At 67.7% G+C, this 22,507-nt stretch carries 23 protein-coding genes; 2 read left to right on the forward strand and 21 right to left on the reverse strand.

Annotation, left to right across the window (positions count from 1 at the left end; all coding sequences use genetic code 11):
* The first annotated feature begins 110 nt into the window (after nt 1–110).
* Nucleotides 111–941, forward strand: a complete 831-nt coding sequence (locus AB0I77_RS15865) for an IS5 family transposase (protein WP_363283125.1) — start codon at nt 111–113, stop codon at nt 939–941.
* On the forward strand, nt 938–1,360 hold the full coding sequence (locus AB0I77_RS15870) for a hypothetical protein (protein ID WP_363283126.1): 423 nt from the start codon (nt 938–940) through the stop codon (nt 1,358–1,360). Before AB0I77_RS15865 ends, AB0I77_RS15870 begins: the two co-directional genes overlap by 4 nt.
* 64 nt (nt 1,361–1,424) lie before the next feature.
* Here the strand turns inward: AB0I77_RS15870 and AB0I77_RS15875 are convergent, their stop codons facing one another.
* The 21 genes from AB0I77_RS15875 to fxlM (AB0I77_RS15975) form a co-directional block, all read right to left on the reverse strand.
* Nucleotides 1,425–2,090: a hypothetical protein gene (locus tag AB0I77_RS15875; RefSeq protein WP_363283127.1), complete on the reverse strand. Its 666-nt coding sequence runs from the start codon at nt 2,088–2,090 to the stop codon at nt 1,425–1,427.
* A 341-nt stretch (nt 2,091–2,431) separates the two neighbouring features.
* Nucleotides 2,432–2,557: a hypothetical protein gene (locus AB0I77_RS15880; protein WP_363283128.1), complete on the reverse strand. Its 126-nt coding sequence runs from the start codon at nt 2,555–2,557 to the stop codon at nt 2,432–2,434.
* A 53-nt stretch (nt 2,558–2,610) separates the two neighbouring features.
* Complete coding sequence (locus AB0I77_RS15885; protein WP_363283130.1) at nt 2,611–3,447, reverse strand: hypothetical protein; 837 nt, start codon at nt 3,445–3,447, stop codon at nt 2,611–2,613.
* A gap of 182 nt (nt 3,448–3,629) precedes the next feature.
* Nucleotides 3,630–4,307 carry a hypothetical protein gene (locus AB0I77_RS15890; RefSeq protein ID WP_363283131.1) on the reverse strand — a complete coding sequence of 226 codons (678 nt, stop codon included), beginning with the start codon at nt 4,305–4,307 and terminating at the stop codon, nt 3,630–3,632.
* A complete protein-coding gene (locus tag AB0I77_RS15895) occupies nt 4,304–5,275 on the reverse strand; it encodes an endonuclease/exonuclease/phosphatase family protein (protein WP_363283132.1) in 972 nt (323 codons plus the stop codon). The genes AB0I77_RS15890 and AB0I77_RS15895 overlap by 4 nt, the downstream gene beginning before the upstream one ends.
* 132 nt (nt 5,276–5,407) lie before the next feature.
* Nucleotides 5,408–6,475: an NUDIX domain-containing protein gene (locus AB0I77_RS15900; RefSeq protein ID WP_363283133.1), complete on the reverse strand. Its 1,068-nt coding sequence runs from the start codon at nt 6,473–6,475 to the stop codon at nt 5,408–5,410.
* A 102-nt stretch (nt 6,476–6,577) separates the two neighbouring features.
* Nucleotides 6,578–7,240, reverse strand: a complete 663-nt coding sequence (locus tag AB0I77_RS15905; protein ID WP_363283134.1) for a methyltransferase — start codon at nt 7,238–7,240, stop codon at nt 6,578–6,580.
* A gap of 112 nt (nt 7,241–7,352) precedes the next feature.
* Nucleotides 7,353–7,658 carry a hypothetical protein gene (locus tag AB0I77_RS15910; protein WP_363283135.1) on the reverse strand — a complete coding sequence of 102 codons (306 nt, stop codon included), beginning with the start codon at nt 7,656–7,658 and terminating at the stop codon, nt 7,353–7,355.
* A 562-nt stretch (nt 7,659–8,220) separates the two neighbouring features.
* On the reverse strand, nt 8,221–8,679 hold the full coding sequence (locus tag AB0I77_RS15915) for an NUDIX domain-containing protein (RefSeq protein ID WP_363283257.1): 459 nt from the start codon (nt 8,677–8,679) through the stop codon (nt 8,221–8,223).
* 242 nt (nt 8,680–8,921) lie between these two features.
* A complete protein-coding gene (locus AB0I77_RS15920) occupies nt 8,922–11,267 on the reverse strand; it encodes a Helicase associated domain protein (protein ID WP_363283136.1) in 2,346 nt (781 codons plus the stop codon).
* Between the two features lie 277 nt (nt 11,268–11,544).
* Nucleotides 11,545–11,970 carry a hypothetical protein gene (locus AB0I77_RS15925; protein WP_363283138.1) on the reverse strand — a complete coding sequence of 142 codons (426 nt, stop codon included), beginning with the start codon at nt 11,968–11,970 and terminating at the stop codon, nt 11,545–11,547.
* Nucleotides 11,971–12,166: 196 nt separating this feature from the next.
* A complete protein-coding gene (locus tag AB0I77_RS15930) occupies nt 12,167–13,396 on the reverse strand; it encodes an acyl-CoA dehydrogenase (RefSeq protein ID WP_363283139.1) in 1,230 nt (409 codons plus the stop codon).
* A gap of 67 nt (nt 13,397–13,463) precedes the next feature.
* Nucleotides 13,464–14,000, reverse strand: coding sequence for a GAF domain-containing protein (locus AB0I77_RS15935; protein WP_363283140.1), 537 nt, complete (start codon nt 13,998–14,000; stop codon nt 13,464–13,466).
* Entirely contained in the window at nt 13,997–14,623 is a 627-nt protein-coding gene (locus AB0I77_RS15940) for an ATP/GTP-binding protein (RefSeq protein ID WP_363283141.1), read from the reverse strand. The genes AB0I77_RS15935 and AB0I77_RS15940 overlap by 4 nt, the downstream gene beginning before the upstream one ends.
* Nucleotides 14,604–14,969: a DUF742 domain-containing protein gene (locus tag AB0I77_RS15945; RefSeq protein WP_363283142.1), complete on the reverse strand. Its 366-nt coding sequence runs from the start codon at nt 14,967–14,969 to the stop codon at nt 14,604–14,606. Before AB0I77_RS15945 ends, AB0I77_RS15940 begins: the two co-directional genes overlap by 20 nt.
* Before the next feature lies 1 nt (nt 14,970).
* Nucleotides 14,971–15,447: a roadblock/LC7 domain-containing protein gene (locus tag AB0I77_RS15950; protein ID WP_363283143.1), complete on the reverse strand. Its 477-nt coding sequence runs from the start codon at nt 15,445–15,447 to the stop codon at nt 14,971–14,973.
* A gap of 91 nt (nt 15,448–15,538) precedes the next feature.
* Nucleotides 15,539–17,023, reverse strand: coding sequence for an ATP-binding protein (locus AB0I77_RS15955; RefSeq protein ID WP_363283144.1), 1,485 nt, complete (start codon nt 17,021–17,023; stop codon nt 15,539–15,541).
* A 363-nt stretch (nt 17,024–17,386) separates the two neighbouring features.
* Nucleotides 17,387–17,581 carry a hypothetical protein gene (locus tag AB0I77_RS15960; protein ID WP_363283145.1) on the reverse strand — a complete coding sequence of 65 codons (195 nt, stop codon included), beginning with the start codon at nt 17,579–17,581 and terminating at the stop codon, nt 17,387–17,389.
* A gap of 407 nt (nt 17,582–17,988) precedes the next feature.
* Nucleotides 17,989–19,260, reverse strand: coding sequence for a methyltransferase, FxLD system (fxlM, locus tag AB0I77_RS15965; protein ID WP_363283146.1), 1,272 nt, complete (start codon nt 19,258–19,260; stop codon nt 17,989–17,991).
* A 44-nt stretch (nt 19,261–19,304) separates the two neighbouring features.
* Nucleotides 19,305–20,405 (reverse strand): hypothetical protein, encoded by a 1,101-nt coding sequence (locus tag AB0I77_RS15970; protein WP_363283147.1) that lies wholly within the window; start codon nt 20,403–20,405, stop codon nt 19,305–19,307.
* Between the two features lies 1 nt (nt 20,406).
* Entirely contained in the window at nt 20,407–22,497 is a 2,091-nt protein-coding gene (fxlM, locus tag AB0I77_RS15975) for a methyltransferase, FxLD system (protein WP_363283148.1), read from the reverse strand.
* Between the last annotated feature and the right edge of the window lie 10 nt (nt 22,498–22,507).

Here is a 22,507-nt window from a genome sequence, read left to right on the forward strand (position 1 = left end):
GGCCTTCAGAGGGCGGTATGTGAGTGCATAGGTCTTTTGTCGTCACCTGAACGTGTGGCGGTGCGGTATCCCGGCCGGTTGGAGGCCATGGGCGTGCTGGGCTGGTCGCCGTGAGCGAGCGCAAGTCCTACAAGACCGACCTGAGCGATGAGCAGTGGGCGTTGGTCGAGCCGGTGATCATCGCGTGGAAGGGTGCGCATCCCTCGGTCAGCGGCCATCAGGGCCGGTACGAGATGCGGGAGATCGTCAACGCGCTGCTCTACCAGGGCCGGACCGGTTGTCAGTGGGACTTGCTTCCGCACGACTTTCCGCCGCCCGGCGCGGTGAAGTACTACTTCTATATCTGGCGCGACGACGGCACCGACCAGACCATTCACGACCTGCTGCGCTGGCAGGTGCGGGAACAGACGGGCCGGAAGGCGGACCCGAGCCTGGTGGTACTCGATACGCAGAGCGTGCACGCGGCGGCCGGAGTGCCCGCTGAGTCGACGGGGCGTGATGCGGCAAAAAAAGTACCGGGCCGCAAGCGCGGCCTGGCCGTTGACGTGCTGGGCCTGGTGATCGCGGTGGTCGTGGCGGCCGCATCGGCGCACGAGAACGCCGTCGGTATCGCGCTGCTGGACAAGGTCGCCGCCGACACCGACACCGTGGAGAAGGCTCTGGTCGATCAGGGCTTCAAGAACACCGTGGTCGTCCATGGCGCCTCGCTCGGGATCGACGTGGAAATCGTCGAACGCAACCCGCAGGAGACGGGGTTCGTCCCACAGCCGAAGCGGTGGAGGGTCGAGCAGACCTACGGGATCTTGATGCTGTCCCGCAGGCTGGTGCGCGACTATGAACACCGGCCCCGCAGTTCGGAGTCGCGGGTGTACTGGGCGATGACCGCGGTGATATTGCGCCGGTTGACCGGGGCGACCACGCCGGCCTGGCGCACCGCATGACCGGCGGAGAGCTGACGCTCAGGGCGGTGCTGGCACGGCTGGAGGAGCGGGAGCGAGAGATCACCGCGCAGGCCGAGGCGACGAAGGAGCAGATCGCGCAGCTGACCGCACAGCTCAACGAACTCGACCGGGCCGCCGAGGAAGTCCGGATCACTCGCAAGACACTGCTGGAGCTGCCCGACCCGCGACCGTCCGCGCCGCCGGCACCGAAACTGCCGGACCATCCGGCCTACCAGCAGATCATGGCGGTGTTCGCCGCGGCCGACCATCCACTGCGGGCGCGGCAGGTTTGCGAGGCGATGGACCTGACGGTCGCGCCCAACAACATCAACAACATCCGCCTGAAGCTCAAGCGGCTGACCGACCGCGCGATCCTGGTCGAGACCGAGCAGGGCTTGTTCACCCTGCCCCGGCCGTAGCCGTCCGGCGCCGCCGCGACCTGCCCGCCCACCCCGGGCGAAACGAAGAGTCGGGCATCAAGTCTCATACCGCCCTCTCATGGTGACTCAGGGGTCTGACATTCAGTGGCATCTGGCGGCCAGGCCGAGAAGGAACCAGTGGGCCGTGGCCCGTTTGAGGCTCATGACTGTCGTCCGAGCCGGAGGCGATGCGACGGGCCAGGGCGTCGGGCAGCTTGATGTCGGCCTTGTGGTATTCCTCGGCGAGATAGGCATCGAACTCTTCCGGGTGGGCTTCCCGCAGGCGCTGGACCGCGAGCTGGCCGACCTCGCCGCGACGCCGGCGCTCAGCGGCGGATTCCTCCAGCCGCCGTTCCCGCCGCTCCGGGGCCTCTGCCTTGTGCCGGTTGCGAGGGTTGGCGGCTTCGGCTTCGTACTTGCGTTGCCGCAGCGAGCTGTGCACGGTGTTGGCCCTCTTGCGCCAGTCCTTCGCGTCCGGATCGTCCTTGTTCTGCGCGAACTGGCGGTCAAGGGCCGTGATCGCGGACTTGATGGCCTTGAGCCAGCGTACGCGCATGTCGGGGTGGCGCAGGGCGAGCGCGGTGACCGGGTCTGCCCGGCCCTTGGCTTCGGCCATCACCGTTTCTAGGAACGCCTCCTCGGCCATCTCCGCCAGCTGATTCACTCTGCTGAGCAGCGCGATCTGTTCCTCACCGAGAATCGCCCGCAGTTCCTGCCCCTCGTCCTGCATCGCGCAAGTTCCCCCTTCGATAGGCCGTACCGGTCTCCAGCGGGCACCTGCCCATGAGCGAAGGTCGGCGGCGCCGAAGTTCGCAACGCATGATGCCGCCGACGAACACGGGCCACAACCAACACCCCCTGGAGGCGTCCGCGACAACGTTTCCGATCTATGCGACCCTTCAACTTCAAGCAGCGAAGGGTGTCTTGAGACTCCGGGACCCCACTGGTACGTCGAGGTGGACTGGGACGACCCCCGCCATGATGCCCTCACCCAGCTGGTCACGGACTCGAACCAGACCCTTCTGGACACCGGATTCCCCGTCATCCCAGTCGAACATCGCTGGCTGCACATCACGACCAGATCACCGACCGTGCGGGAGCAGGCTCTTCTCTCCGGCCGAACGCGACGCCCTCGTAGCTGAGCTGGGCCAGCGTCTCGCGGACGTAGAGCCCTTCGACATCATGATCGGATCGCATGGGTTGTTCTCATGGCGTCGCGTGCGTCGAGGGACGTCGTCGGCCTCTTCGGTTCACTGTCCGACGCGTACACGGATGTAGGTGCGGTCGTCGTAGCTGCTTGCCCCCGGGCTTACCGCCTTGGTCGAGGCATGCTCGCCGATACGCAGCGGGTCTGAGGTGAGAGAGGCGGAAAGGTTGGCCTCGGCCTCTTTCAAGGTCGGCGCGGCCGACAGGTAGCCGTCGGACGCGAGCACCACCTCGGTGACGCTCTCGTCCAGGTTGAACACTTCCAGGTAGCGCGGCGGAACCCGACGTCCGTCCAGCACCCCGAAGCCGAGCGGATTGTCACCGTCGGTGTTGGCCAAGACATTCTGGGCCCTGAGAATGGGCATGATCATCTCCCGTCCGGGGTCAGTTGCGGCGAGCGCGTCCATGCTGTCGCCCTGGGCCAGCCGGCAGTGCAACAGTGCCGCCCGCGCGCCGGCTACAGCTCGGTCGATCTTCTTGTCCGCAGGGTGGGTTTCCCAGTGGTCGTCGCGGCGGATTGCGACGTGGACGTCGCCGACGCGCCAGATCTGGCCGCGCTCCGGGAGGAGAACGGCGGCGACGGCGCTGGGTGCCAGCAAGTCGTCCGCCGAGATCGACCAGTCCCGGCGTAGGTCGGCGAGTTGATCAGTGACCGCGTCGAGAGCGGCGGCCGGGGCCGAGTCGGCCGGGAGGGTCTGCAGCGTATCGGCAACGCACTCTGCGGCCCGTGCGCCGCCCGTCTTTCCGCCGTAGTCACGGCCACTCTTGTTCGCGCCGTCCACGACAGCACCAAGGGTGAGGGTCTCGCCGTTGCAGGCGAGGGCGAGGCGGTCCTCACCGTCACCGCTGGGCTGCTTGGGTACCGTCGACTTCTCGACCACGATCCACTTGTTCTATATCACTTTTGTTCTCAATGGATTCATCTTCGGGTTGAGGGTTGGCCGGGATCGTTGTTACCGGTGGGCCGGAGATCACACGCCGAGGGGTATCTTCGCCAGGGCTTCCCACGTGATCGTTTTGGCTTGGGCGTCTACGGCGACATCGATGAGATGCACCGCGTCGACTATTGCCTGGGGCGGCCGAGGTGGATTTCGCGAATGCGGCGGAAGGTGTAGGTGTTGGCGTCGGGATGTTGCTTCTCCAGGACGAGCCACAGGGAGGATACGGTCGCCGATACACGGCTGCCTGGGCGAAGCCCCCGGCCGAGTTCGGAGGCCAGGTGGTCCGAACGCTTCGCCAGCTCGGGCGTGTCGGTGTCCGTCAGGCCGTAGCCGGCGCTCATGTGACCCCAGTGATAGGTCTCCTCGGGTGGCAGGGTCAGACCGGCGGCGAGGAGACCAGTCCGTACGCGGAGGTAGCACTCGTGCAAGCCGGGCTCTGGCCAGACATCGGTCACGGCGGCGGAGGCGGAGGCGCGGGGTGGGCCGATCTCGATGTCGATTGGTGCCAGGCCGGACAGTTCGTACTGGAGGGCGGGGGCGGCGTCGTGGAGCCGCTGCTCGTCCACGCGCCTGCCGTTGCCGTCGAGAGGATTGATCTTCTGGGCAGTCATGTGCAGGTCGGGCTCGGCGACCGGCGTGATCACATCGGGGTAGCGGTCCAGGATGTCGCGCACGCGGGTGAAGTACTCAATGACCTGGGGCTGATCGTGCGGCAGCCACAACACGTGCGGCCGGATCCGCTCCTCGTCCGGCGCGTCCGCCGCGGCCCATAGCCGCTTCTCGGTCAGGAACCGCCTCATCGGCCAGTCTCCTCTGCAGTGATCTTGGCGGGGTTGAGGTCGACCCAGGGCATCAGATGGTCTGATCCGGCCCGCGCCGCCTTGCTGTCGTGGACTCCGTACGCCGTCAACGCGGGGGCGACCGGGCGGGTGGCCAGGATCAGGTCAATCCGGCGCTCGCCCCACGGGTCGGGGTCGCCCTGGCCGTCCTTCCAGTGGCCGGTCGTCGCGTGCCAGGGCAGCATGAGATGGGCGGCTGCGTCGACCATGAAGCCGCGGCGGAGTAGGGCGGCGGTCTGCCGCCGGTCGGCCAGTTGCTCGTCGCCGATCGTGCCCTCCAGTACCTGGTACTCCAGGTCGTCGTGGTCCTGGTCGCGGTACGTCTCGTCGTCGTAGTAGCGCAGCTGACCGTCAAGGCCCAGGACTTGAGCGGCGGAGAGCGCGTTGAAGTCACCCATCACGAAACCGGGCTTCGCACCGCCGGTCGTCCGGTAGATGCTCTTGATGCGCCAGGCTTCGCCGAGGCGGACGTCCTTGTTGATGGGATGGCCCTGGTAGGAGGCGACGAGGACCGGTTCGCCGTTGCCGAGGTCGAAGCCGGCGGTGGTGAAGCCGTGCCAGAAGTCGAGGGCACCGTAGGGCCGGTAGCTGCCCGGGACGAAGCCGGCCGCGTGGGGATTCCACAACACGGCGGTGTACCAGGCGCGATGGGCGTTGGCGGCCATCGCCGCTCCGTGCGGGTGTCCTGGGGTTGCGGGGATGGTGGCGGTCAGTCCGCAGTCCTCGGCGAAGGCGGTGATGGTCTGGGCGGCGATGGCATCCCACTGGTCACGGGGTGTTGTGGCCTCGTCGACCACAACCTCCTGGAGTCCGAGGAAGCCGGGTGCGAGTTCGCGGACGGCGGTGACGCGCGCGTTCCACTCGGTGCGGCCACGGGCGTTGAGCTGGAGCTTGTAGGCATTGAGGTTGGCGAGACGTATCGTGCGCACGGTCCTCTCCCAGGGCGTGTGAAAGCAGGGGGGTAGTGGTGTCGGCTGTCGGGAACGCCGGCGGGGGCCGCGCGCGGTGCGGACGGGCGGCGCGCACGGACCGTGTTGTCGGCCCGGCGGTGGCAGTGGCGCTCACAAGGAGCCGCCGTCATGGGGCAGTTCGGTGATCGCTTGGCGCGGGGCCCTGGGCAGGCCGAGTCGCTCCCGGGCGGTGTGGACCGCGGCGAGCTGGCCGGCGGCTTCGCTGCCCCAGTCGAAGAGCTCGGTGGCCTGTTCGGGGGTGGCGAGGAGCCGGGCGTAGGTCTGCCCGGTGGCCTGGTCGCACCTGGAGGGGCCCACGTGGGTGAGGCAGGCTGCCATCCGTACCCGGGCGCAGGGTCCGGGAGCCGTAGGGGTGTTGGTGGTGTTGTCGTGGAGGTAGCCGAGGGTCAGGGGGTCGCCGATGCGGAGGGCGGCTTCCTCGTGGGCCTTCCGGCGCAGGGTGGCCGCTGGATCGCCGCGGTCTGCGGGTTTGAGCGTGCCGCCGGGCAGGCAGGCGGACCCGGTGTCGGAGCCGATCAGGATGAGGATGCGGCCGTCCGGCGCGAACAGCCACCCCCAGCTCTGCACAACAGGCAGCGCGGCGGGCACACAGCCTGTGTGCCAGGGCCATCGTTGCGGCTTGCGCGGGGTACGCAGCACCTGAAGCCGGTCCAGCGGCGTGGGGGCGGTGGGGTAGCCGTCTTCCAGCAGGACGGTGCCTGCGGTGTTGATGCGGGCGCGGAGTGCGGCCAGGGCGCGACGGGCATCGCCGGGTTCCATGAGCGCGGGCAGGCGGGCGGGTTCGACGAAGGCGATCTCCAGGACTTCGTGAGCGGGCAGGCGGATGGCGGCGACCTGATCGGCGCTCCACGTGCCGCCGTCGTACACGTAGATGATCTCGCCGGGGAAGTGCAGGGCGGGATCGAAGCGGGGCGTGGTGGGGACCCAGTCGACGACCAGGCCGCGGGACAGCGAGGTCTGGACGCCGAGTTCTTCGCGCAGTTCCCGGACTGCGGCCGGCAAGGGGGCTTCGTGTGCGTCGAGCGCGCCGCCGGGCAGCAGGTGCACCTGGCGGTAGGCGACACGTTCCACGAGGATCCGGCCGTCGGCGTCCGTGATCAGGACGGTTGCGCCGGTCCACAGCGCAGCCCGGGAGGCGCTGTAGGCAGCGTCTGTCATGGCAGGGACGTGCGGGGCGGGGGAGTCGTGGGGTGCGGGTGCCATCCGTTCTCCGATCATGCAGGGCCAGGAGGGGCGCTCGTCGGCGGTTCCCTGACAAGGTCACTGGGCGGGCGGTGCGAGGTCCAGGGCCCGTACCGCGCCTGAGTCAGAGCTTGTCCGCGTCCCAGAGGGCCGTTCCTTCTCCGCCACCTCGACGTGGTCCTGGCGCGGGCCACGCAGGAGCAGTACGGCCAGCCCGCCCGCATCGAACCGCTGGAAGTGTTCCCACCAGGAACTCAGAAGGCTGATCTCGTCCTTGTCCACGGCCATGTCCCGCCGATCCGAGGGAGCGTGCGCGGCAAGCGGCGTGATCACAACGATCACGTCGCCCTCGCGCAGCAGGCGGCCAAGGTCGTCAAGGACGCGGGTGCGGTCGCCCAAGAATGCATACACCAGCCGCAGGGTGATCAGGTCGTAGCCGTCCTCGTGCAGGGGCTGAAGGCCGTCGTGTTCGGTGTCCAGGCACAGCCACCGCACCCCAGACTCCTGACCGGCACGGGCGAGGGCGCTCTCCGCCCCGTCCACCGCATCGACCGTGTAACCCATCGACGCCAGATGTGCGCCTAGGCCCCCCAGCCAGCAGCCGATGTCCAAAGCCCAGCCGCCGTCGGTTGGGGCGGGCGCGTGCTCGGCCAGCAGGGCACGCTCACTCTCCCCGAGCTGCCGAAAACCCTGCCCTTCGGCGTAGTGCTCGTCCCATTCCTTGTGTTCGGTGTAGGCCAACGGGGTGTCTTCTTCACGTGAGTTGGGAGCGGGTGGGGTCAGGAACGGGCGAGCTGGTGGAGGCGGGCCAGAGTGCGGTTGCCGTGCTCGACGAGTTCGGGGTCGTGGTGGGTCATGCCGAACTGGATGCCAGAGAGCGCGTACGCGGCGCGCCGTGGTGGAACGCGGCCGTCAGCTCGCCGAGCCCGCGGTGCACCCGCACCTCGGTCGCCGGGGGCAGGGTGGCGCCGTGCAGGCTGCGGCCCGGCAGGGCGGTCACCACGATCGTTTGCAGCGATGCGTCGGCGGCCACCAGGCTCGGCGCGTGCCAGCCGAGCGCGTGCGTCCACGGGCGGTAAGCGGTCCTCTCCCGGGTGAAGGCCCCTGGCGACGGGGCGGTCTTGAGATGGAAGCGGGTGTTGTCAGACCTGCGGACCACATACCACAGAGCCGTTGGCGACGAATCGGGCGAGACGTTGCGTACGGCGGCCAGCGTGCCCAGGGTGTTCTCGGCCCAGGCACGAAGCGGCGCCGATGGGAAGTTCCGGGTCGGTCATGCCCCCACCTCGGTGTCGGGCGTGACATGTCCGCGATCCCCACCGAGGCAGCAAGGCCATCAGCCTGCACATTGAAACGGGCGGTCGTCCGGATGGTCTTGGGCCGTCCGGGCAGAGGGCGGGCGAAGACGGGGCGGGGGTCATGAATCCTCCTACGGTTCATCGGACGAAACAGAGGTGGCGTACCGGTGCCCGGCGGGTTCGGCGGCCACCGGTGGGCATCCCCCAACAGCGCGACCTGCAGGCTGGTTGGGGATGACTGATGATGATCGAGACGACGAGCTGACTGCCCTTTGGAACACGTGTGTTTGAGCCGCGTCCCTGCCCACGGCCGGACGGCACCCCCGTGCACCCCTGTTGTGCGAGATGGCGGTCGTGACCGAATCGCCGCGAAGGATTACTCCGGCGACCCATGAGAGGGAGAAAGCGCTATCGAATCCGGGGCTATGCGTTGAGGGTGGTGGCGCCGCTGTTGCAGAGCGGTACGCCGAGGAGCAGCTCGGCAAACTGCCCGGTCTCGGCGGCCAGCAGACTCTGCTTGATCCGCCGCAGGGAGTGGTCGACTGCGTAGCGGCTCCCTCGGCACGCCACCCAGCGCAATTCGCCGAAGCGGCCGGATTCGGTGACCGCCGGCTCGACGTCGGGGAGAAGCACCTCGTAGACGTAGTTGGTGCCTTCGCGGTGGTGTCCCGGCTGCTCGGGGACGTGATTCATGACAAGGATGTGTCCGGCGCTGGCACGTAAACTCAGCCTCTCGTCGAGGTGGCGGCTCAGAGCGCGCCTGGGCAGCTCGTTCGCGGCTGCCGTGCCGCCCGGAAGCCCCCACTGGGAGACGGCGACGGCGTAGGGGCGGCTGACCATCAGCAGTTGGGTGCCTAGCGTGATGAGGGCATGGACGCCTATGCGGCGGGGAGGCGGGTTCTTGAACGGGTTCCTGCGTCTCCTCGGTCATGACGGGCTCCGTAAGTTTCGGTGGTGAGGGTTGTGGACGGTTTCCTGCGCACAGGCGACGGCCGTCGCCTTGTGTGAGCGCTTGAGGGTCTGCTTCTCGCCTCGGGCCGTGACGGGTCCGGCTCGGCTGCCGTGCTCCGCTTGGGGCCCTGCGTCGTCCGGGCCGATCGGCATGCTGGCTGGAGGTTTCGGCATCATCCGCGTCCTGGTGGTTTGCGGAGTACGGCTCGTACGCCAAGCCGGGAGAATTCCCGGGCCAGGTCTGCGCTGATGGTGTTGTTGCGCAGCTTCTTTCTCTGATGGCCCAGCCAGTACCCGAGTTTCAGCCCGTCGGCTGTGACGTGGTCGTAGGGCACCTCGGTGTGTCCCTGTGCCTGGCGGTAGTCCCTGAGCGCCTTTAGATGCCGCTGTTCGTGCACCTCGCGTCCGTCGAGATGGAGGTGGTTGGCTGTTATGCGCTGGGCGCGTTCCGGCGGCAGGTCGCCGGCCTTGAGTTTCTTGAGCTGTTCGATGCGCCAGTTGCCGAGTTTCACTCCGCTGGCGGTAGTGTGATCACGCGGGACGATCGGGTGGCCATGTTCCTTCGTGAACTCCAGCCAGGCCGCGAAGCCTTGGTTCCAGTAGTGTTCGAGCCGGTCGCGGATGAAGCCGAGTTCGAGGAGTTCGGCTTGACGCTCGGCGCCCAGTTCCTCCCAGGTCGTTCGCCGGGTGGTCACCTGAGTTCCGAGGGGCCGGCCGGCCGGTGTTACGTATTTCTGGGGAACGTCGAGGTGTCCGTGCTCCTCGCGGAATGTGATGAGGTCCGCGAGGAATTGCTCCCAGACGCGGTCGTGCTTGTTCCAGACGATGCCGAGCCCTTCGAGTTCGGTGATCTCCTGTGGCGTCATCCGGCCGTCGCGATAGCGGGTCTTCTGGTGTTCGAGCCAGCTGTAGAGGGGAAGTCCCTCCGCGGTCGTCCAGCCGCGGGGAGGCTCCAGGTCGCCGTGCGTTTCGCGGTAGGCGGCGCAGGCCGCGGTTCCCTCCGCCCAGCCGCTGCTGGCGGACCGGACGATCCGTACGGAGATGGCGCGGGCGAAGTTCGGCGGCACGGGAAGCCCGCTGAAACTCAGCCAGTCGGGAAGGGTTCTGTGCGGATCGGCGTCGTCCCGCCTGTCGAGGTCCAGACTGCTGTTGTCGTGGGCGCCCAGGGCCTGCCGTGCGCTGTCGAGCCGTCTGCCGAGGGTGTCGTCTGTGGCCCGGAGAGCCTGGGCGACCCGCAGGACCGGCCCGAACTTCGTGCCCAGCAAAACCTCTTCGGGGTCGTCGCCGTCTTCGAGGAGGAGCGGGACGATCACGGACGCGACCTTGTCGGTGCGGCCTCCGGTGCGCATGGCGCGTCCGAGGCCCTGGATGATGTCAATGACCGACTCGCGGGGATCGAGGAAGGCGACTCCGTCGACGTCCGGCGCGTCGACCCCCTCAGTGAGCACCCGCGCGTTGGAGACCACCTTCAGGCTGTTCTCGCGGGTGCGGAGCCGTTCCAGGATCTCGCGTCGTTCATGGCCCTGCTGACCGCCGTGGACGTGGCCGGCCCAGAGCGATCCGGCAGGGCGTTCGGCGGGGTCGAGGAGGCTGGCGACGGCCGGGAGTGTCGCGGCGAACCACTTGGCGTCGGTGACGCGGTGGTGGAAGGTGATCAAGTTCCTGATGTCGTGTTCACGTGCCGCGCGCAGGACCGCGATCTGCCGGGCCAGCATGGCGGCGGACATCCCGGACCGCCCGACGCGGAAGTGGGTATCTTCCTCGGCGAGCGCCCGTACCTCTCGGCTGGTGGCCACGGCGACGATGAGGCGGTAGTCGGCGAGCACGCCCAGCTCGATGCCGCGGGAGAACGGGATGTTCTTGCAGATGGGTCCGTAGATCTTCGGGTCGTCCATGCTGACTGCTGTTTCGCCGGTGATCAGCGGGGTCGCGGTCAGATACAGGCGGCGTTCGGCAGGCAGGGCGACGTCGTCGTGGACGAGGCCCCATGCCTTTCCGGCGGCTCCGGCACTGCGGTGTGCTTCGTCGATGATCATCAAGCGCCAGGGCGGGAGATCGTGGTGGGCATGGGCTGCGGCCAGTGTCGGCAGGCTCTGATAGGTGATGGCCACGGTCACCCGGCCGGGGCCCTTGGTGAAGTCGGTGAGCTGCTGCGGACTGGTGGTCACCATCGTCGGCTGGGGGACCAGCGGCCAGCCGTCGTGGTCCAGGAGGACACTGTCGTCGGAGCACACGGCGACGACGCGGCCAAGATGGGCGGCGCCTCGGTAGTCCTTCCAGTCGCGCAGGATCTGACCGACCAGGTCGATGGTGGGCGCGACAATCAACACGCGGTCGTCGGCAGCGACGAGGTGCGCGACTTCGCAGGCGGCGCGCGTCTTGCCGAGACCGCACGCCATAACGCCCGTGGTCCGGGGCTCGGTGCTGAGCGTGCGGGCGGCGGCGGAGACCAGCTCCTGCTGGTGCGGCCACAGCTGCGGTACAGCGCTGTCGGTGTGATCGATGACAGGGGTGGGCACGGATTCCTCTTCGTACGATGTCGAGGTGCGGCATTTGGTGGGCCGCCGTTGTCGGCGCCCCAGCGCGGTTTAGGCGGGCTGCGGTGCGTGAGCATGGTGGTCGGTCTGGTGTGAGCGGCGCTTCGGGAAACCGAGGCTTCATGGCTCGGCCGCGAATGCTGCGGAGATTTCCATTGGGCATTCCCGGCTCGTCGAGCAGTGTCATTTGCCGGTGAAAGGGGCGAGGCAGACGGCAACTGCAGAGGACCGGGCACCGCATACAGCCACGTGCAGGGCGCTACATCTGTGGTCTGATGGAGTCTTGGTTGCTGCGGCGCCTGGCGGCGGTTGCCTGCGTGCGCCGACACGAGATGCCGTGCGCTCGCTCCAGCCAGCGCAGCAGCTCCTGCAACTGGCTGACCAGCACCAGCAGGTGTTCGTACGCGAGGTCCGCCCGCGGCCGGGAGTTGGAGCGGGCCTCGGTCCGCTTAATCAGCTCGTGGAGTTCGGAGCGTTCCCCGTCGCCGAGCCCTGCGGCGAGGGTGCGGGCATGCGGGATCAGAGTGGGGGCGAGTTCCTTCAGTGTGATGAGAGCGTCGGCGACGGCACGTGGGGCGGAGACGATGCCCCGGTTCGCGATGCTGTCCAGCTCCCGCCGCGCCTCGATCAACAGCGCGGACACATCCGTGTCGGCCGTACGTGTGGCGCGAGTTGTGCTCGTCATGGAGGTGCTCCGTGTCGGTTGAGTAGGAGGTGGGGTGGGAGAGCCGCTGTACGTGAGCTATTCCATGGCCGGCCGTGCTGTCGGCAGGCCCGATGCGACGGGTGGAGCTTGGATCGGGCGGCAGGTCCTGGAGGCAGACAGGGCCGTCGGGGGTTCCCGCTCCGTTTGTCGTGGAGGAGGGCGCGGGTGCCTGGAGTCAGGTGGCGGTGTTGTTGGGGAGGAAGAGCGAGGTTTTGGCCGCGAGTCGTTCGGACCACTGGACGGGAGGGGCGCCGAGCTCGGTTTCGGCCAGGCGCTGGCGCTGTACTTCACCGGTTCCGGCGGGCGAGTAGGTGTGCTGGACGTCCCGCCATAGCCGCTGGAGGGGGTAGTCCGTGCGCAGGGCGTGGGCGCCGTGCAGTTCCATGGCGTCCTGGCCCGATTGAACGGCCCATTTGTGGTTGAGGTACTTGGAGTTGATGAGCCGGTCGTCACAGGTGCGGCCGGAGTCGAGCATGCGTACGGCGAGGTAGGCGAGCTCGCGGCTGCCCATCAGACGGGACTTCATGTCGCCGACCCGGTCGCGCAGGACGGCGAGGTCAGCGAGGGTTCCGTTGTAGCGGCGGCGGCCCTCAAGGAAGCCGGCCGCGCATTCCATGATCGCTTCGTGGATACCGAGGGACACCGCGGCGAGGTTGGGCCGGCCGTAGAGGATGCTGCTGCTGTAGGCGATGTCTTTGCCATCGCCTACTTCGCCAATCACGTTGGCGTCGGGTATTCGGACGCCGTCGAAGGTGAGCTTGCCGAAGCTGAAGCCGTGCAGGCCGAGGGAGGGTCGGTGCGGTTCGAGGGTCAGTCCGTCGCGGTCGTGTTCGACGAGGAAGGCGGTCAGGGCGCGCGAGCCGGCCGTGTCGGCGGAGCCGGTGCGGGCCACGACGCAGTGGACGTGGGCGATGTGGCTGTTGCCGATGTGGACCTTGCTGCCGTCGATGATCCAGTCGTTGCCGTCGCGGCGGGCGGTGGTCTCCATGCCGAGCACATGGCTGCCGGTGTCCTCTTCGGTCACCGCGATCGACAGCAGTGTGTCCCCGGAGGCGATCTGGGGGAGTAGCAGGGCCTTCTGTGCGTCGCTGCCGAAGTGGATGATCATGGATACGGGCAGCTGGCTCGCCTGCAGGATGGCGCCGACCGCGCCTGAGGTCCGCGCCATGCTTTGGATCATGAGGGTTTTGGCGAGATGTCCCGCGTGCATGCCGCCGTACTGGCGGGGGATCGTGGCGCCGAACCAGCCCTGCTCGGCCATGAGCAGGGCCAGGTCGCGTTCCACGGTTTGAGGGGAGGACTCCATGCGCTGGACTCGGGGAGCGACTTCTGCGGCGGCGAACTCGTCGAAGTGCTGGACTAGGGCTTCGTAGTCGGGCGTGAGATCCGGAGTCGTGGACGACATCGTGGGCATCGTTGTTTCCCCCTCGGGGTGGTGGTCGCGAGTGGTGCGGCCGGGCGCGCGGGTGCTGCTAAGCACTGGTACGCCGGTAGAACTCGGTCATGAAGAGGTCGCGGTAGTGGTCGATGAGGGCCCACAGCGGGCGGCCTTCCGAGCGCTCTCGCGGCTCGGTGCCGACCACGCAGACCGTGCCCCAGACATGGTTCGTACGTTCGTCGATGAGGGGGGCTCCCCCGTACACGCGGACCCCGATCTCGTCGACAACCGGGTTGCCGGCGAACTCGTCGAAGTCGAGGACGTCGGTCAGGACCAGCGAGCCCCGGCGCTGGACGACGTGCGGGCAGAACCCGGTGGTCAGTGGCATGGTGCGGCCGATCATGGGCAGTTCGCCTCCGGTGGGGTTGGCGACACCGAGGAAGAACTGCTCGCTGCTGATCCAGTTGAGCATCGCGTACGGAGTGCCGGCCGCGTTCGCGACCTGCTGGGCAAATGCGTCGAATGCGCCGACGGGCGGCGCTGTGGGGTCGAAGAATTCGGGCAGGTGGCTCTGCCAGTCGATGTCCTGACCGGTGGCGGACCGGAGGTCGGACCGAGCTTGGGGGTTCACAGCTGTGCTCCTTGGAGGATGTTGGCAGGGTCATGCGAGCGGGTGAGCGCGTGGTCGACGAGTCGGCCGAGTACGCCGGCCGCGTCCGCCCTCTTGCGGGCATCGCACAGCACGACCGGAACCGTGGCCGGCAGGGCGAGAGCGGATGAGACCTCGTCCGGGTCATAGCGGCTGGCGTTGTCGAACTCGTTCACGGCGACCAGGAAGGGCAATCCGAGACGCTCGAAGTAGTCGACCGCGGGAAAGCTCTCGTCGAGACGACGGGTGTCGACGAGGACCACCGCGGCAAGGGCTCCTCGCGTGAGCTCGTCCCACATGAACCAGAACCGCGTCTGCCCCGGCGTGCCGAACAGCATCAAGATGGTGTTCAGCTGCGGGAAGGTGATCCGGCCGAAGTCCATGCCGACGGTGGTCGCCTTCTTGTCGAACAGCAGCCTGAGGTCGTCCACGCCCTCCGAGGCGGCGGTCATCACGGCCTCGGTACGCAGCGGGGTGATCTCGGAGACGGCGCCCACAAACGTGGTTTTGCCGACTCCGAACCCGCCGGCGACGACGATCTTGACAGAGGTGGGCTTCCCGCCGAGCGGGCGTGAGAGTACGAGGTCAGAGCTTGAGGAGTCCATCGCGAAGGGCCTTCAGGAGAGCAACGTCGGGAAGGTCAGCGGAGCCTGTGGCGGTCACGGCGCTCAGCGCACCGATGTCGATCAGCCGAGACATGAGGATCCTGGTGATCTGGAACGGCAGCCCGATCAGGGCGCCGATCTCGGCGACGGCCAGGGGACGCTCCCGGCACAACGCCATGGCCTGCTCGGCTTCTGGCGGCTGGCCGGAGGGCCGTTCTCCCTCGGTCCACAGCAGCGTCTCGATCTGCAAGTCGTGTGTGGGCTTGGTCTGGCCGCCAGTCAGGACATAGAGGCTGGGGGCCTCTGTGTCCTCGACGGTCCAGGCCGAGCCGCTTGCGGCCGCCATCTCACTGGCCGTCACCGGAAGGGACCCCGCCCACGCGTGCCTGTGTGGCCAGCAACTCGCCCATCCGCTGGATCAGGTTGACCATCGCGAAACCGACGGCACCCTCGTCCGCCCGCGTGTTGGTCAGCACGCCCAACACGCTTTCGACCTTGTCCGGGTCGCGTCCGGCGTTCCGCGCCACCACGGCCGGCGGGCTTCCGGAACTCATGATGAACAGGATCCAGTTGTTCTTCCTGACGAGGACCTGTTCGACACGGCCCTTGCCGTCGTCGACACCGTTGGCGATCGAGTACATGCCGTTGATCACTGCGGCCAGGCGGTCCGCCAGGGTGCCGTCCATTCCCGGTCCTGCGTGAGCCAGCCTCAGACCGTCCTGCGAGGCGAGCAGGACTCCGGTCACATCCGGCACCTGGGCCAGATCGTTGAGCAGCTGGTCCACTACCTCTTCCGGCTGGACTGTCGTCGAGTCGGTGGTCATCGAAATCTCCGTATCTCCGTACGCTGTACGGCTGGTGCCCGGGCGCGAGGGCGGGCACGAAAGGACGTGGTCGGGAGGCGGATGCCTGCGGCTATCTCGTACTCTCCTCGGACGGCTGCGCCACGCCGTCTGCCTCGGCTTGCTCCGCGCGGTGCACGCCTTGGGTGAACTTGCTGACAAAGGCCGGATCCGGCGGCGCCAGTGAGGCGGGCGCGGCCTCTGGCGCGGCAAGGGCCACAGGTTCGTGAACCGTCGCCTGTGGTGTCCGCTGCGGCAACCTGGGGCGCGTGTCGTGTCCTGGGCCCGGTGGCGTTGCACTGATCGTTGCCGAAGCAGCGTTGTGTTCTGGGGTGGGCCGCGCGGCACGGTGGGGCAATGGCGCCATTCCTGCCGGGGCCGGAGCGGGGGGACTGAGCCGGGGACCGCCCGTCGGCCGAGGGCAGGGGCGGCCCACGAAGTCCGCCTCCGGGCTTGGTGTAGCAGCGACGTATGCGGCAGGTTGATCCGGTGACAGGGCCGCTGGTTTGTTCTGCCAGAGCAGGAGTTTGTCCGGCACCACAACGAGCGCCGTGGTGCCATGCACGAGGTTCTTCTGCAGCTGCACGTGGATGCCGTACCGGCGGGCGAGCTTGGCCACCACGAGCAGGCCGGTACGGCGCTGCGCCAGCTGTTCGGCCAGGTCGGTGTCCTGTGGATTGGCCAACATCCGGTTGTAGCGATCGAGTTCGCCCTGAGCCATTCCTATGCCCCGGTCCTCGACCTCCACGGCCAGGCCCGCGGTCACCCTCGTCGCGCGCACGATGACCTTGCTGTCTGGTGGCGAGCAGAGCGTGGCGTTCTCCTCCAGCTCGGCCAGCAGGTGGATCAAGTCGGGTCCCGCGAAGCCCGGTATCTGCACATCCAGGGTGGATGTGTGCATGCGGACCCGGGCGTACTTCTCGATTTCCCCCGACGCGCCACGCAGCAGAGCCACCAGCCCGATCGGCTGGTTCAGCTGGCGGGCCTTCACACCACCCAGGACCGCCAGTCGTCCGGCCGACCGGCGCATGCGTTTGAGCAAGTTATTGACGTCGTACACGCGGTACAGCAAGTCCGGGTCCTGGACCTGGTTGGTCAGCTCCGTCACGGTGCCGAGCGCGCGTACGAGCAGCAGGGTCAAGCCCCCGGCGAGATAGACGAGTGCTTGGGTCAGTTCTGTCTGCCGCCCGTTCACCACCGCTCGCCACGTTTCTGCGTGCAGTTGGAACAGAGCGGCCTCGGTTTCGTTCCACGGGTTGCCGTCGGAGTTCGCCTGTGCCGAGCTGAAGTCGGGAGGGGAAGGCCGCTCGCCCCGGTCGAGCTTCTCCAGAGCATCGCTGATGCTCTTGCGTCCTTCGTCCACACCGGACTGGAAGTGCCGAAGCCAGCCATGCACTGAATCGCTGTACCAGCTGCGCTGCCGGTGCAGCTCAGTCGCCGTGCGAACTGCCAGCCAATCCGCGGAGAGCAGCACGGCCAGGCCAGCGGTTGCTGCCACCGCCCCGATGATCCAGCCATCGACATGGACGCGTGCCGTCGTGCCGACGGCAGCCGCCATACACAAGATCGCTGTGACCAAGAGGGCGGGCACGAGCACCAGAAGCCGCAGCCGCAGGCGCAGTCCCTTCTCGGTGCGCAGTGGCTCGGCGCCGCGCGCACGCCGCCGCTGGCCACGTCGGTGACCGATTGGTCGCGGGTATGACAGTTCAGACATTGGTGACCTCGCGGAACGTGGTCCTGACAGGGGGGAGGGCGTAGCCGGCAGGGAACGGGCGGGCAGCGCACCCGCACCGGGCGCGGGAACCGCGGCGAGCAGGCCGGGACTCGGGTGGGAGTGGCCGCCGGGGCACGCACGCCAGACCGCAGCCGACGGGGGAGGCGGCGTACGGCCCGGGCCCACGGGGGTGCCCCGGCGGCCGGTCTATATGCGGATCTCGCTGATCGTCTCGACCACACTTTGTACGACGCGGCTGATGGACGGAGCGAGTGAGCTGTCGTGAAGATAGAAGCCGAGGAGCACAGCCGCTATTGCGTGGCCGGCCTTGAGGCCGCCTTTGCGGATCAGCAGCCACACCATGACGGCCAGCACAACAACCAGGGAGACAGTGATGCTCACGGAATTGGGTTTCTGCCGGGTGCGTGCGTCCGAGGGACCCCGCGTTGCCAATCGGGTCGACGGCAATGGCCTGTGTGGCTGGGGGACTTGAGGCGTCGGCGCGCCTGACGGATGGCGCGCCTGTGCAGCTGGCGACCGCTTTGGTCGGAGTGCGGCCGAGATGGGCCGTCATACCGGCTAAGGCGGGAAACAGGGCGGGCACGATGTCCTCCGGGGGCGCAGACTTGTCGTCTTGCGTCATGTCCGCGACGCCCGGGGGACCGTTTCCGGCCTTCGTTGATTTTACAGGTAAAGCAGGGAAGTAATCGATGTTCTCGGGTCAGAAGCCTGTGAAAAATGCATGGTGCACACGGGTGTTGGCACCCAGAAGGGGAAATACCGCTGCTCTGCATGCTCGGTGATGTTGGTCAACCGGGCTGAACTTCTCTCCAATGCTGTGATGGCATCGTCGGCTCAACTTCTGCAGGGCCAGTCGACGACGAGGCGGCTGCAAGGCTTGTCCATGACGAAGCGTGACTCGGAGGCTGTGAGTCGGTTGCGGGCGTCACCGACGGCCATGCGGAAGCTGGGTTCAGGTGAGTTGTTGCCCCAGTTTTGGTTCCACTCGCTGACTTCGGTGGCGACCTGGTCGGCAAGTTCGGCGGCGCGCGGACCGTGCCCATGACACCGATCTGCCAGAACGTGCCGTGCTCGTCCCCGCCTTCCTGCTTCGTGAGGTAGGCCAAGGAGTCATTGTCGAGTGCGGTCATCGAGCCCCAGCCGAAGTTCGGGATGAGGGCGGAGCGGGATCCCGGCATCCGGGACAGGCCGTTCGGCAGCACATACGCCAGATACAGGTAGAGCCACTCGTAGGAGTCGCCCTTGCGGAACTTCAGGTTGGTGTAGATCTCGGCTGGGGGCTGGTCCAGGACGGTGCGGATCGCCTCGCGGTCGACGTTCTGCTCGCTGTAGGTCTCCAAGCGCACGTCGCCTTCACCTGTCATATCGATCATGGTTCGGACGTCGTCGCAGACGCCCTTGCGCAAGGGGATGAACGTCATCATCTTGGTTGAGACCGTCCGCCAGGTCTGGCCGTCGCGTTCAAACGCGAAGCTCCGGGAGATGCTGCCGCGAATTCGCATAGGGATGACCAGGCGGCCACCTGGGGCGAGTTGGTCGAGAATCCGCACGGGGATGTCCCCGGCGCCGACCGTGAACTGGATGCGGTCGAAGGGCGCGTGCTCGGGCAGACCGGCGGCGCCGTCGCCCAGTGCGACGGTGACGTTTGCGGCCCCGGCCTGAGCGAGGTTCTTCCGCGCGCCGTCGACGAGGTCCTGGTCGACATCCACGGTCCACACATGGCCTTCGAGAGCCACGAGCTCTGCGAGCAGCCGGGCGTTGTAACCGGTGCCGGCCCCGGCTTCGAGGATCTTGTGGCCGGGCTGGGCGCCCAGTTGTTCGATCTGGGTGGCGACGATGGAGGGTGCGGAGATGCAGGAAAGCATCGCGCCCGCCGCGTCATGCTTGATCGCCACGGCGTCGTCGACGCAGGCGCTCTGAAGGTCGACACCAGGGAGGAACCGATGGCGCTCGGTGCCCCGGAACGCGGCGATGACCTCTGGGGTCCGCAGGTGGCCGCTGTCGACGAGGCGGCTCACGACCTCATTCCGCCATACGGCGGGATCGGTGATGGGAGGCAAGGGTGGGTCTCCATTCGAGCGAGGTCATGGGCTGGAAATCGCGGCTAGGAAGAGTGCTGGCCAACGAGGTGTTGCATAACTGCCGTCGTGCTCACCTCCACGGCATCGAGGAGATCACGTTCCAGCATGTGCGGCATTTCGCCGCATCCCAGCCCAGCGGAGGCGACCGCTTCGGTCAGCCTGCGTTGTTCTCCTGCGGTCATCTCTGCGGAACAAGCGGCGTGCGAGAGGACGTCTCGCGCGACGTACCCGTCTCCGAAACGCACTGCGTCGTTCACGAGGCGACGGGCGACCTCGGCCTGGCTGGAATGCGGGGAGAGGTCGAGGGCTGTCAGCCCAACGCGTGTTCGGAAGACGGCCAGTTCAGACGCGGTGTCGAGACTCAGGTACTCCGCTGCCATCTTCTCGCCTGCGCCTTCCGACGCCCTTCCGCCGGCCATGAGGCAGAGCGCTGTAAGACATGCCGCGACGGGGTGTTCCCAGGCTTCGGTTAGCGTGCTCTCATCGATGATCCGGCGTGCCGAGGTTGGGTCTCCCCGGAGACAGCGCGACACGATTTCCACCTGGCGGCCGTCGAAGAGGCGACGGCCAATTCCTTTGTGCTGCACAGCATGCGCCCGTGCGCGGTCCCATTGATTGGCTGCGACGAGCGCGCGCGTTCCATCGCCCAGCAGCACCGTCCACAGCCACTGGCACACGGTCCGGTGATCCTCTGCTGTGGCCGTGAGGTTCCGGAACGATACAGGGTGATCCTCAAAGAGCAGATCAGTCTTGCTCTTTACCGCGCGGTTCAGGGTGGCGAGGAGCCGGTAGGCATGTTCCCCTTCGCCGTCTCGGATGTGCAGACGGGCAAGGTTGACGAGGGGTTCCAAGGCATACCGCGCTTCCTGCGCGCCCAACGGCTGGGCGCGCAGGTAGATCTCGGCGTGGCGTCGGCACAGTTCGCGTGCCAGTCTCGGAAGACCGCAGTCACTGGCGATCAGGGCCGACTTGTTCATCGCTGTGGCCGCCTGGCTGAGACCGCCTTCTTGGTGAGCGGTCTCAGCCAGGGTGCTGATCTCCTTGACGCGCTCGGAGAGCGGCGGGCACGCGGGGCGCGGACGAGCGACCAGCGGGAACCGCTGTGCTATCCGGTTGGCGTCCATCTCACTGCCACTCGATGATCAGGCGGTTGAGCGCGTTGTCGAGCGCGAAGCGGCCAGGCTTCGGTGCGAGTGCAGCGGTGTCGACCGGTTGGATCTCGAACCGCACCTCGCGGCGGCGGTAGTCGCGGTCCCAGGCGCGGATCTGCTCGGCGACCTGGTCGGCGAGGGTCTGCGCCTCGGGCCCGTGGCCGATGACACCGAACTCGTACAGGGTGGCGCCGTCCGGGGCTTTCTCGGCGGCCGTACGGCGGGTGAGGTACGTCAGCGTGCCACCTTCGAACACAGCGGTGGAGCTGGCGTACGGGGCGGTGACCACACCCCGGTCGATGGCCGCTCGGGTTGCGGGCATCCGGCTGAGGCCGTTCGGCATTGTGCAGGTCAGCCAGAGCTCCAGCCACTCGGCCGACTCCGGTCCCCGGAAGTTCACGCCGGTCCATGCCTCGGTGCGGGTCTGACCCAGTACGCCGGCCAGGGCCTCGGCGTCGACGACCTGGTCGCCGTTGGTCACGAGGGTCACAGCGCCGTCGTCCGTGAGCTTCACGAGGCGGCGCGGGTCGTCCGCGATGCCGCGTCGGAGCGGCATGAAGGTGTTCATCTCGGAGCCGACGCTGCGCCAGGCGCCGTCCTCGGCTCGCTCGAAGGGGATCGAGCGCGAGACGCTGCCGCGAAGGCGCAGCGGGGTAAGGAGTCGTCCGCCGGGGGCGAGCTGGTCGAGCCAGGCGTGCGGGACTCCGTGGGCGCCGACCGTGGCGACAATGCGGTCGTAGGGAGCGTTCGGCGCGTAACCGAGTGCGCCGTCGCCGAGGATGACCTCGACGTTGTCGATGCCCGCCGCAGCGAGTCCGGCGCGGGCGCCTTCGACCAGGTCGTCGTCCACATCGACGGTGGTGACGTGGCCCTTCTCGCCGACCAGGTAGCCGAGGAGTCCCGCGTTGAAGCCGGTGCCGGCGCCCAGTTCCAGCACCTTGTGCCCCGGCTCCGCCTCCAGCTGTTCGAGCATGATCGCCACGATGTCGGGCTGGGAGGCGCAGCTGATGGACGCGCCGCTGTCGTCGGACTTGATGTTGACGGGCGCGTTGCTGTACGCCGTCTCCAGCGGAGCGCCGGGGACGAAGACGTGGCGGGGTACCGTCCGCATTGCCTCCTCTACGCTGGGTGTGCGAACCGAGCCCTCTGTGACCAACCGGTCGATGAGCTGAGTACGCAGGTGGTGGGCGGTGCTGGCTTCGACGGTGTCACTGTTCACGTCGCTGACCGTAGTGGCCGGTGACGTGGTGCTGTGGGTGGACGCGGTGCTGTCGCTCGTTCCCATGACTACCTCTTTCGCGAGTGTTGACAAGGTGTGCTGGTCCTCCCGGGGGAGGCCCAGTCGGTTGAAGTGGAAGATGGCGTGGTGGGCGAGTACGGCCCGCAGGCCGCGTTGGAGCTCCCCACCGTGGTGGAGGTCGGCGAGTCGGCGGCCGAGGGCGTCGAACGCGTTGATCCAGTCGGTCAGCGTCTCCAGTCGGCCGTCGCGGGCGAGGCTGCTGGACGGGCTGACGTCGACGGTCATGAGTCGCTGCACGGCGGCTCTCACCCGGTCGGTTGCTGTTGTGCCGCCGTCTCGCTCAGCCGCGATCTTCGCCCACACGTCGCCCTGCTCGTACCAGTCGAGGCCGGCAGCGCGCATCGCCACGCTGAGCATCAAGACGGCCAGTTCCCGTCGGCCGAGTGGGTCGGGCGTTCCAGACTGCTGGCGGGCGAGGTGTTCGAGGATGTGGTGGCTGTCCTCGTGGAAGTGGAGGTGTGCGGCGGCCATGGCGGCCGGTCCTCCGAAGACGGTTTCCTCCGGCTCGTAGATCTGCGGCTTCCAGGAGGCGAGGGCGCCGGCCGAGACCAGCTCATCCAGCGCGAGGTCTAGGCGCTTGGCCGCGGCCGGGCCGGCGGGGCGGTATCGCAGCCGCCAGGTGGGGAACTTCCGCAGGAACGACCAGTGGGCCAGCTCGGCGTTGTTGGCGGCCAGCAGGGGCAGCAGATGCTGTGCGGCCGTTGTCTCCGCTTGGTCCCATGCGTTGAAGATCAGGACGCGCTGCGGCCATTCTTCCGGAGCCATGTGTGTCTCT

Origin of the sequence: Streptomyces sp. NPDC050619 (assembly GCF_040654815.1) — a bacterium.
Classification (GTDB): Bacteria; Actinomycetota; Actinomycetes; order Streptomycetales; family Streptomycetaceae; genus Streptomyces.

Coding starts and splice junctions, on each gene's coding strand:
- AB0I77_RS15870 (WP_363283126.1), top strand. CDS start 938: ATGACCGGCGGAGAGCTGACGCTCAGGGCGGTGCTGGCACGGCTGGAG.
- AB0I77_RS15875 (WP_363283127.1), bottom strand. CDS start 2,090: ATGCAGGACGAGGGGCAGGAACTGCGGGCGATTCTCGGTGAGGAACAG.
- AB0I77_RS15880 (WP_363283128.1), bottom strand. CDS start 2,557: ATGCGATCCGATCATGATGTCGAAGGGCTCTACGTCCGCGAGACGCTG.
- AB0I77_RS15890 (WP_363283131.1), bottom strand. CDS start 4,307: ATGAGGCGGTTCCTGACCGAGAAGCGGCTATGGGCCGCGGCGGACGCG.
- AB0I77_RS15900 (WP_363283133.1), bottom strand. CDS start 6,475: ATGACAGACGCTGCCTACAGCGCCTCCCGGGCTGCGCTGTGGACCGGC.
- AB0I77_RS15925 (WP_363283138.1), bottom strand. CDS start 11,970: ATGACGAGCACAACTCGCGCCACACGTACGGCCGACACGGATGTGTCC.
- AB0I77_RS15930 (WP_363283139.1), bottom strand. CDS start 13,396: ATGTCGTCCACGACTCCGGATCTCACGCCCGACTACGAAGCCCTAGTC.
- AB0I77_RS15940 (WP_363283141.1), bottom strand. CDS start 14,623: ATGGACTCCTCAAGCTCTGACCTCGTACTCTCACGCCCGCTCGGCGGG.
- AB0I77_RS15945 (WP_363283142.1), bottom strand. CDS start 14,969: ATGGCGGCCGCAAGCGGCTCGGCCTGGACCGTCGAGGACACAGAGGCC.
- AB0I77_RS15950 (WP_363283143.1), bottom strand. CDS start 15,447: ATGACCACCGACTCGACGACAGTCCAGCCGGAAGAGGTAGTGGACCAG.
- AB0I77_RS15955 (WP_363283144.1), bottom strand. CDS start 17,023: ATGGCGGCTGCCGTCGGCACGACGGCACGCGTCCATGTCGATGGCTGG.
- AB0I77_RS15970 (WP_363283147.1), bottom strand. CDS start 20,405: ATGGACGCCAACCGGATAGCACAGCGGTTCCCGCTGGTCGCTCGTCCG.
- fxlM (WP_363283148.1), bottom strand. CDS start 22,497: ATGGCTCCGGAAGAATGGCCGCAGCGCGTCCTGATCTTCAACGCATGG.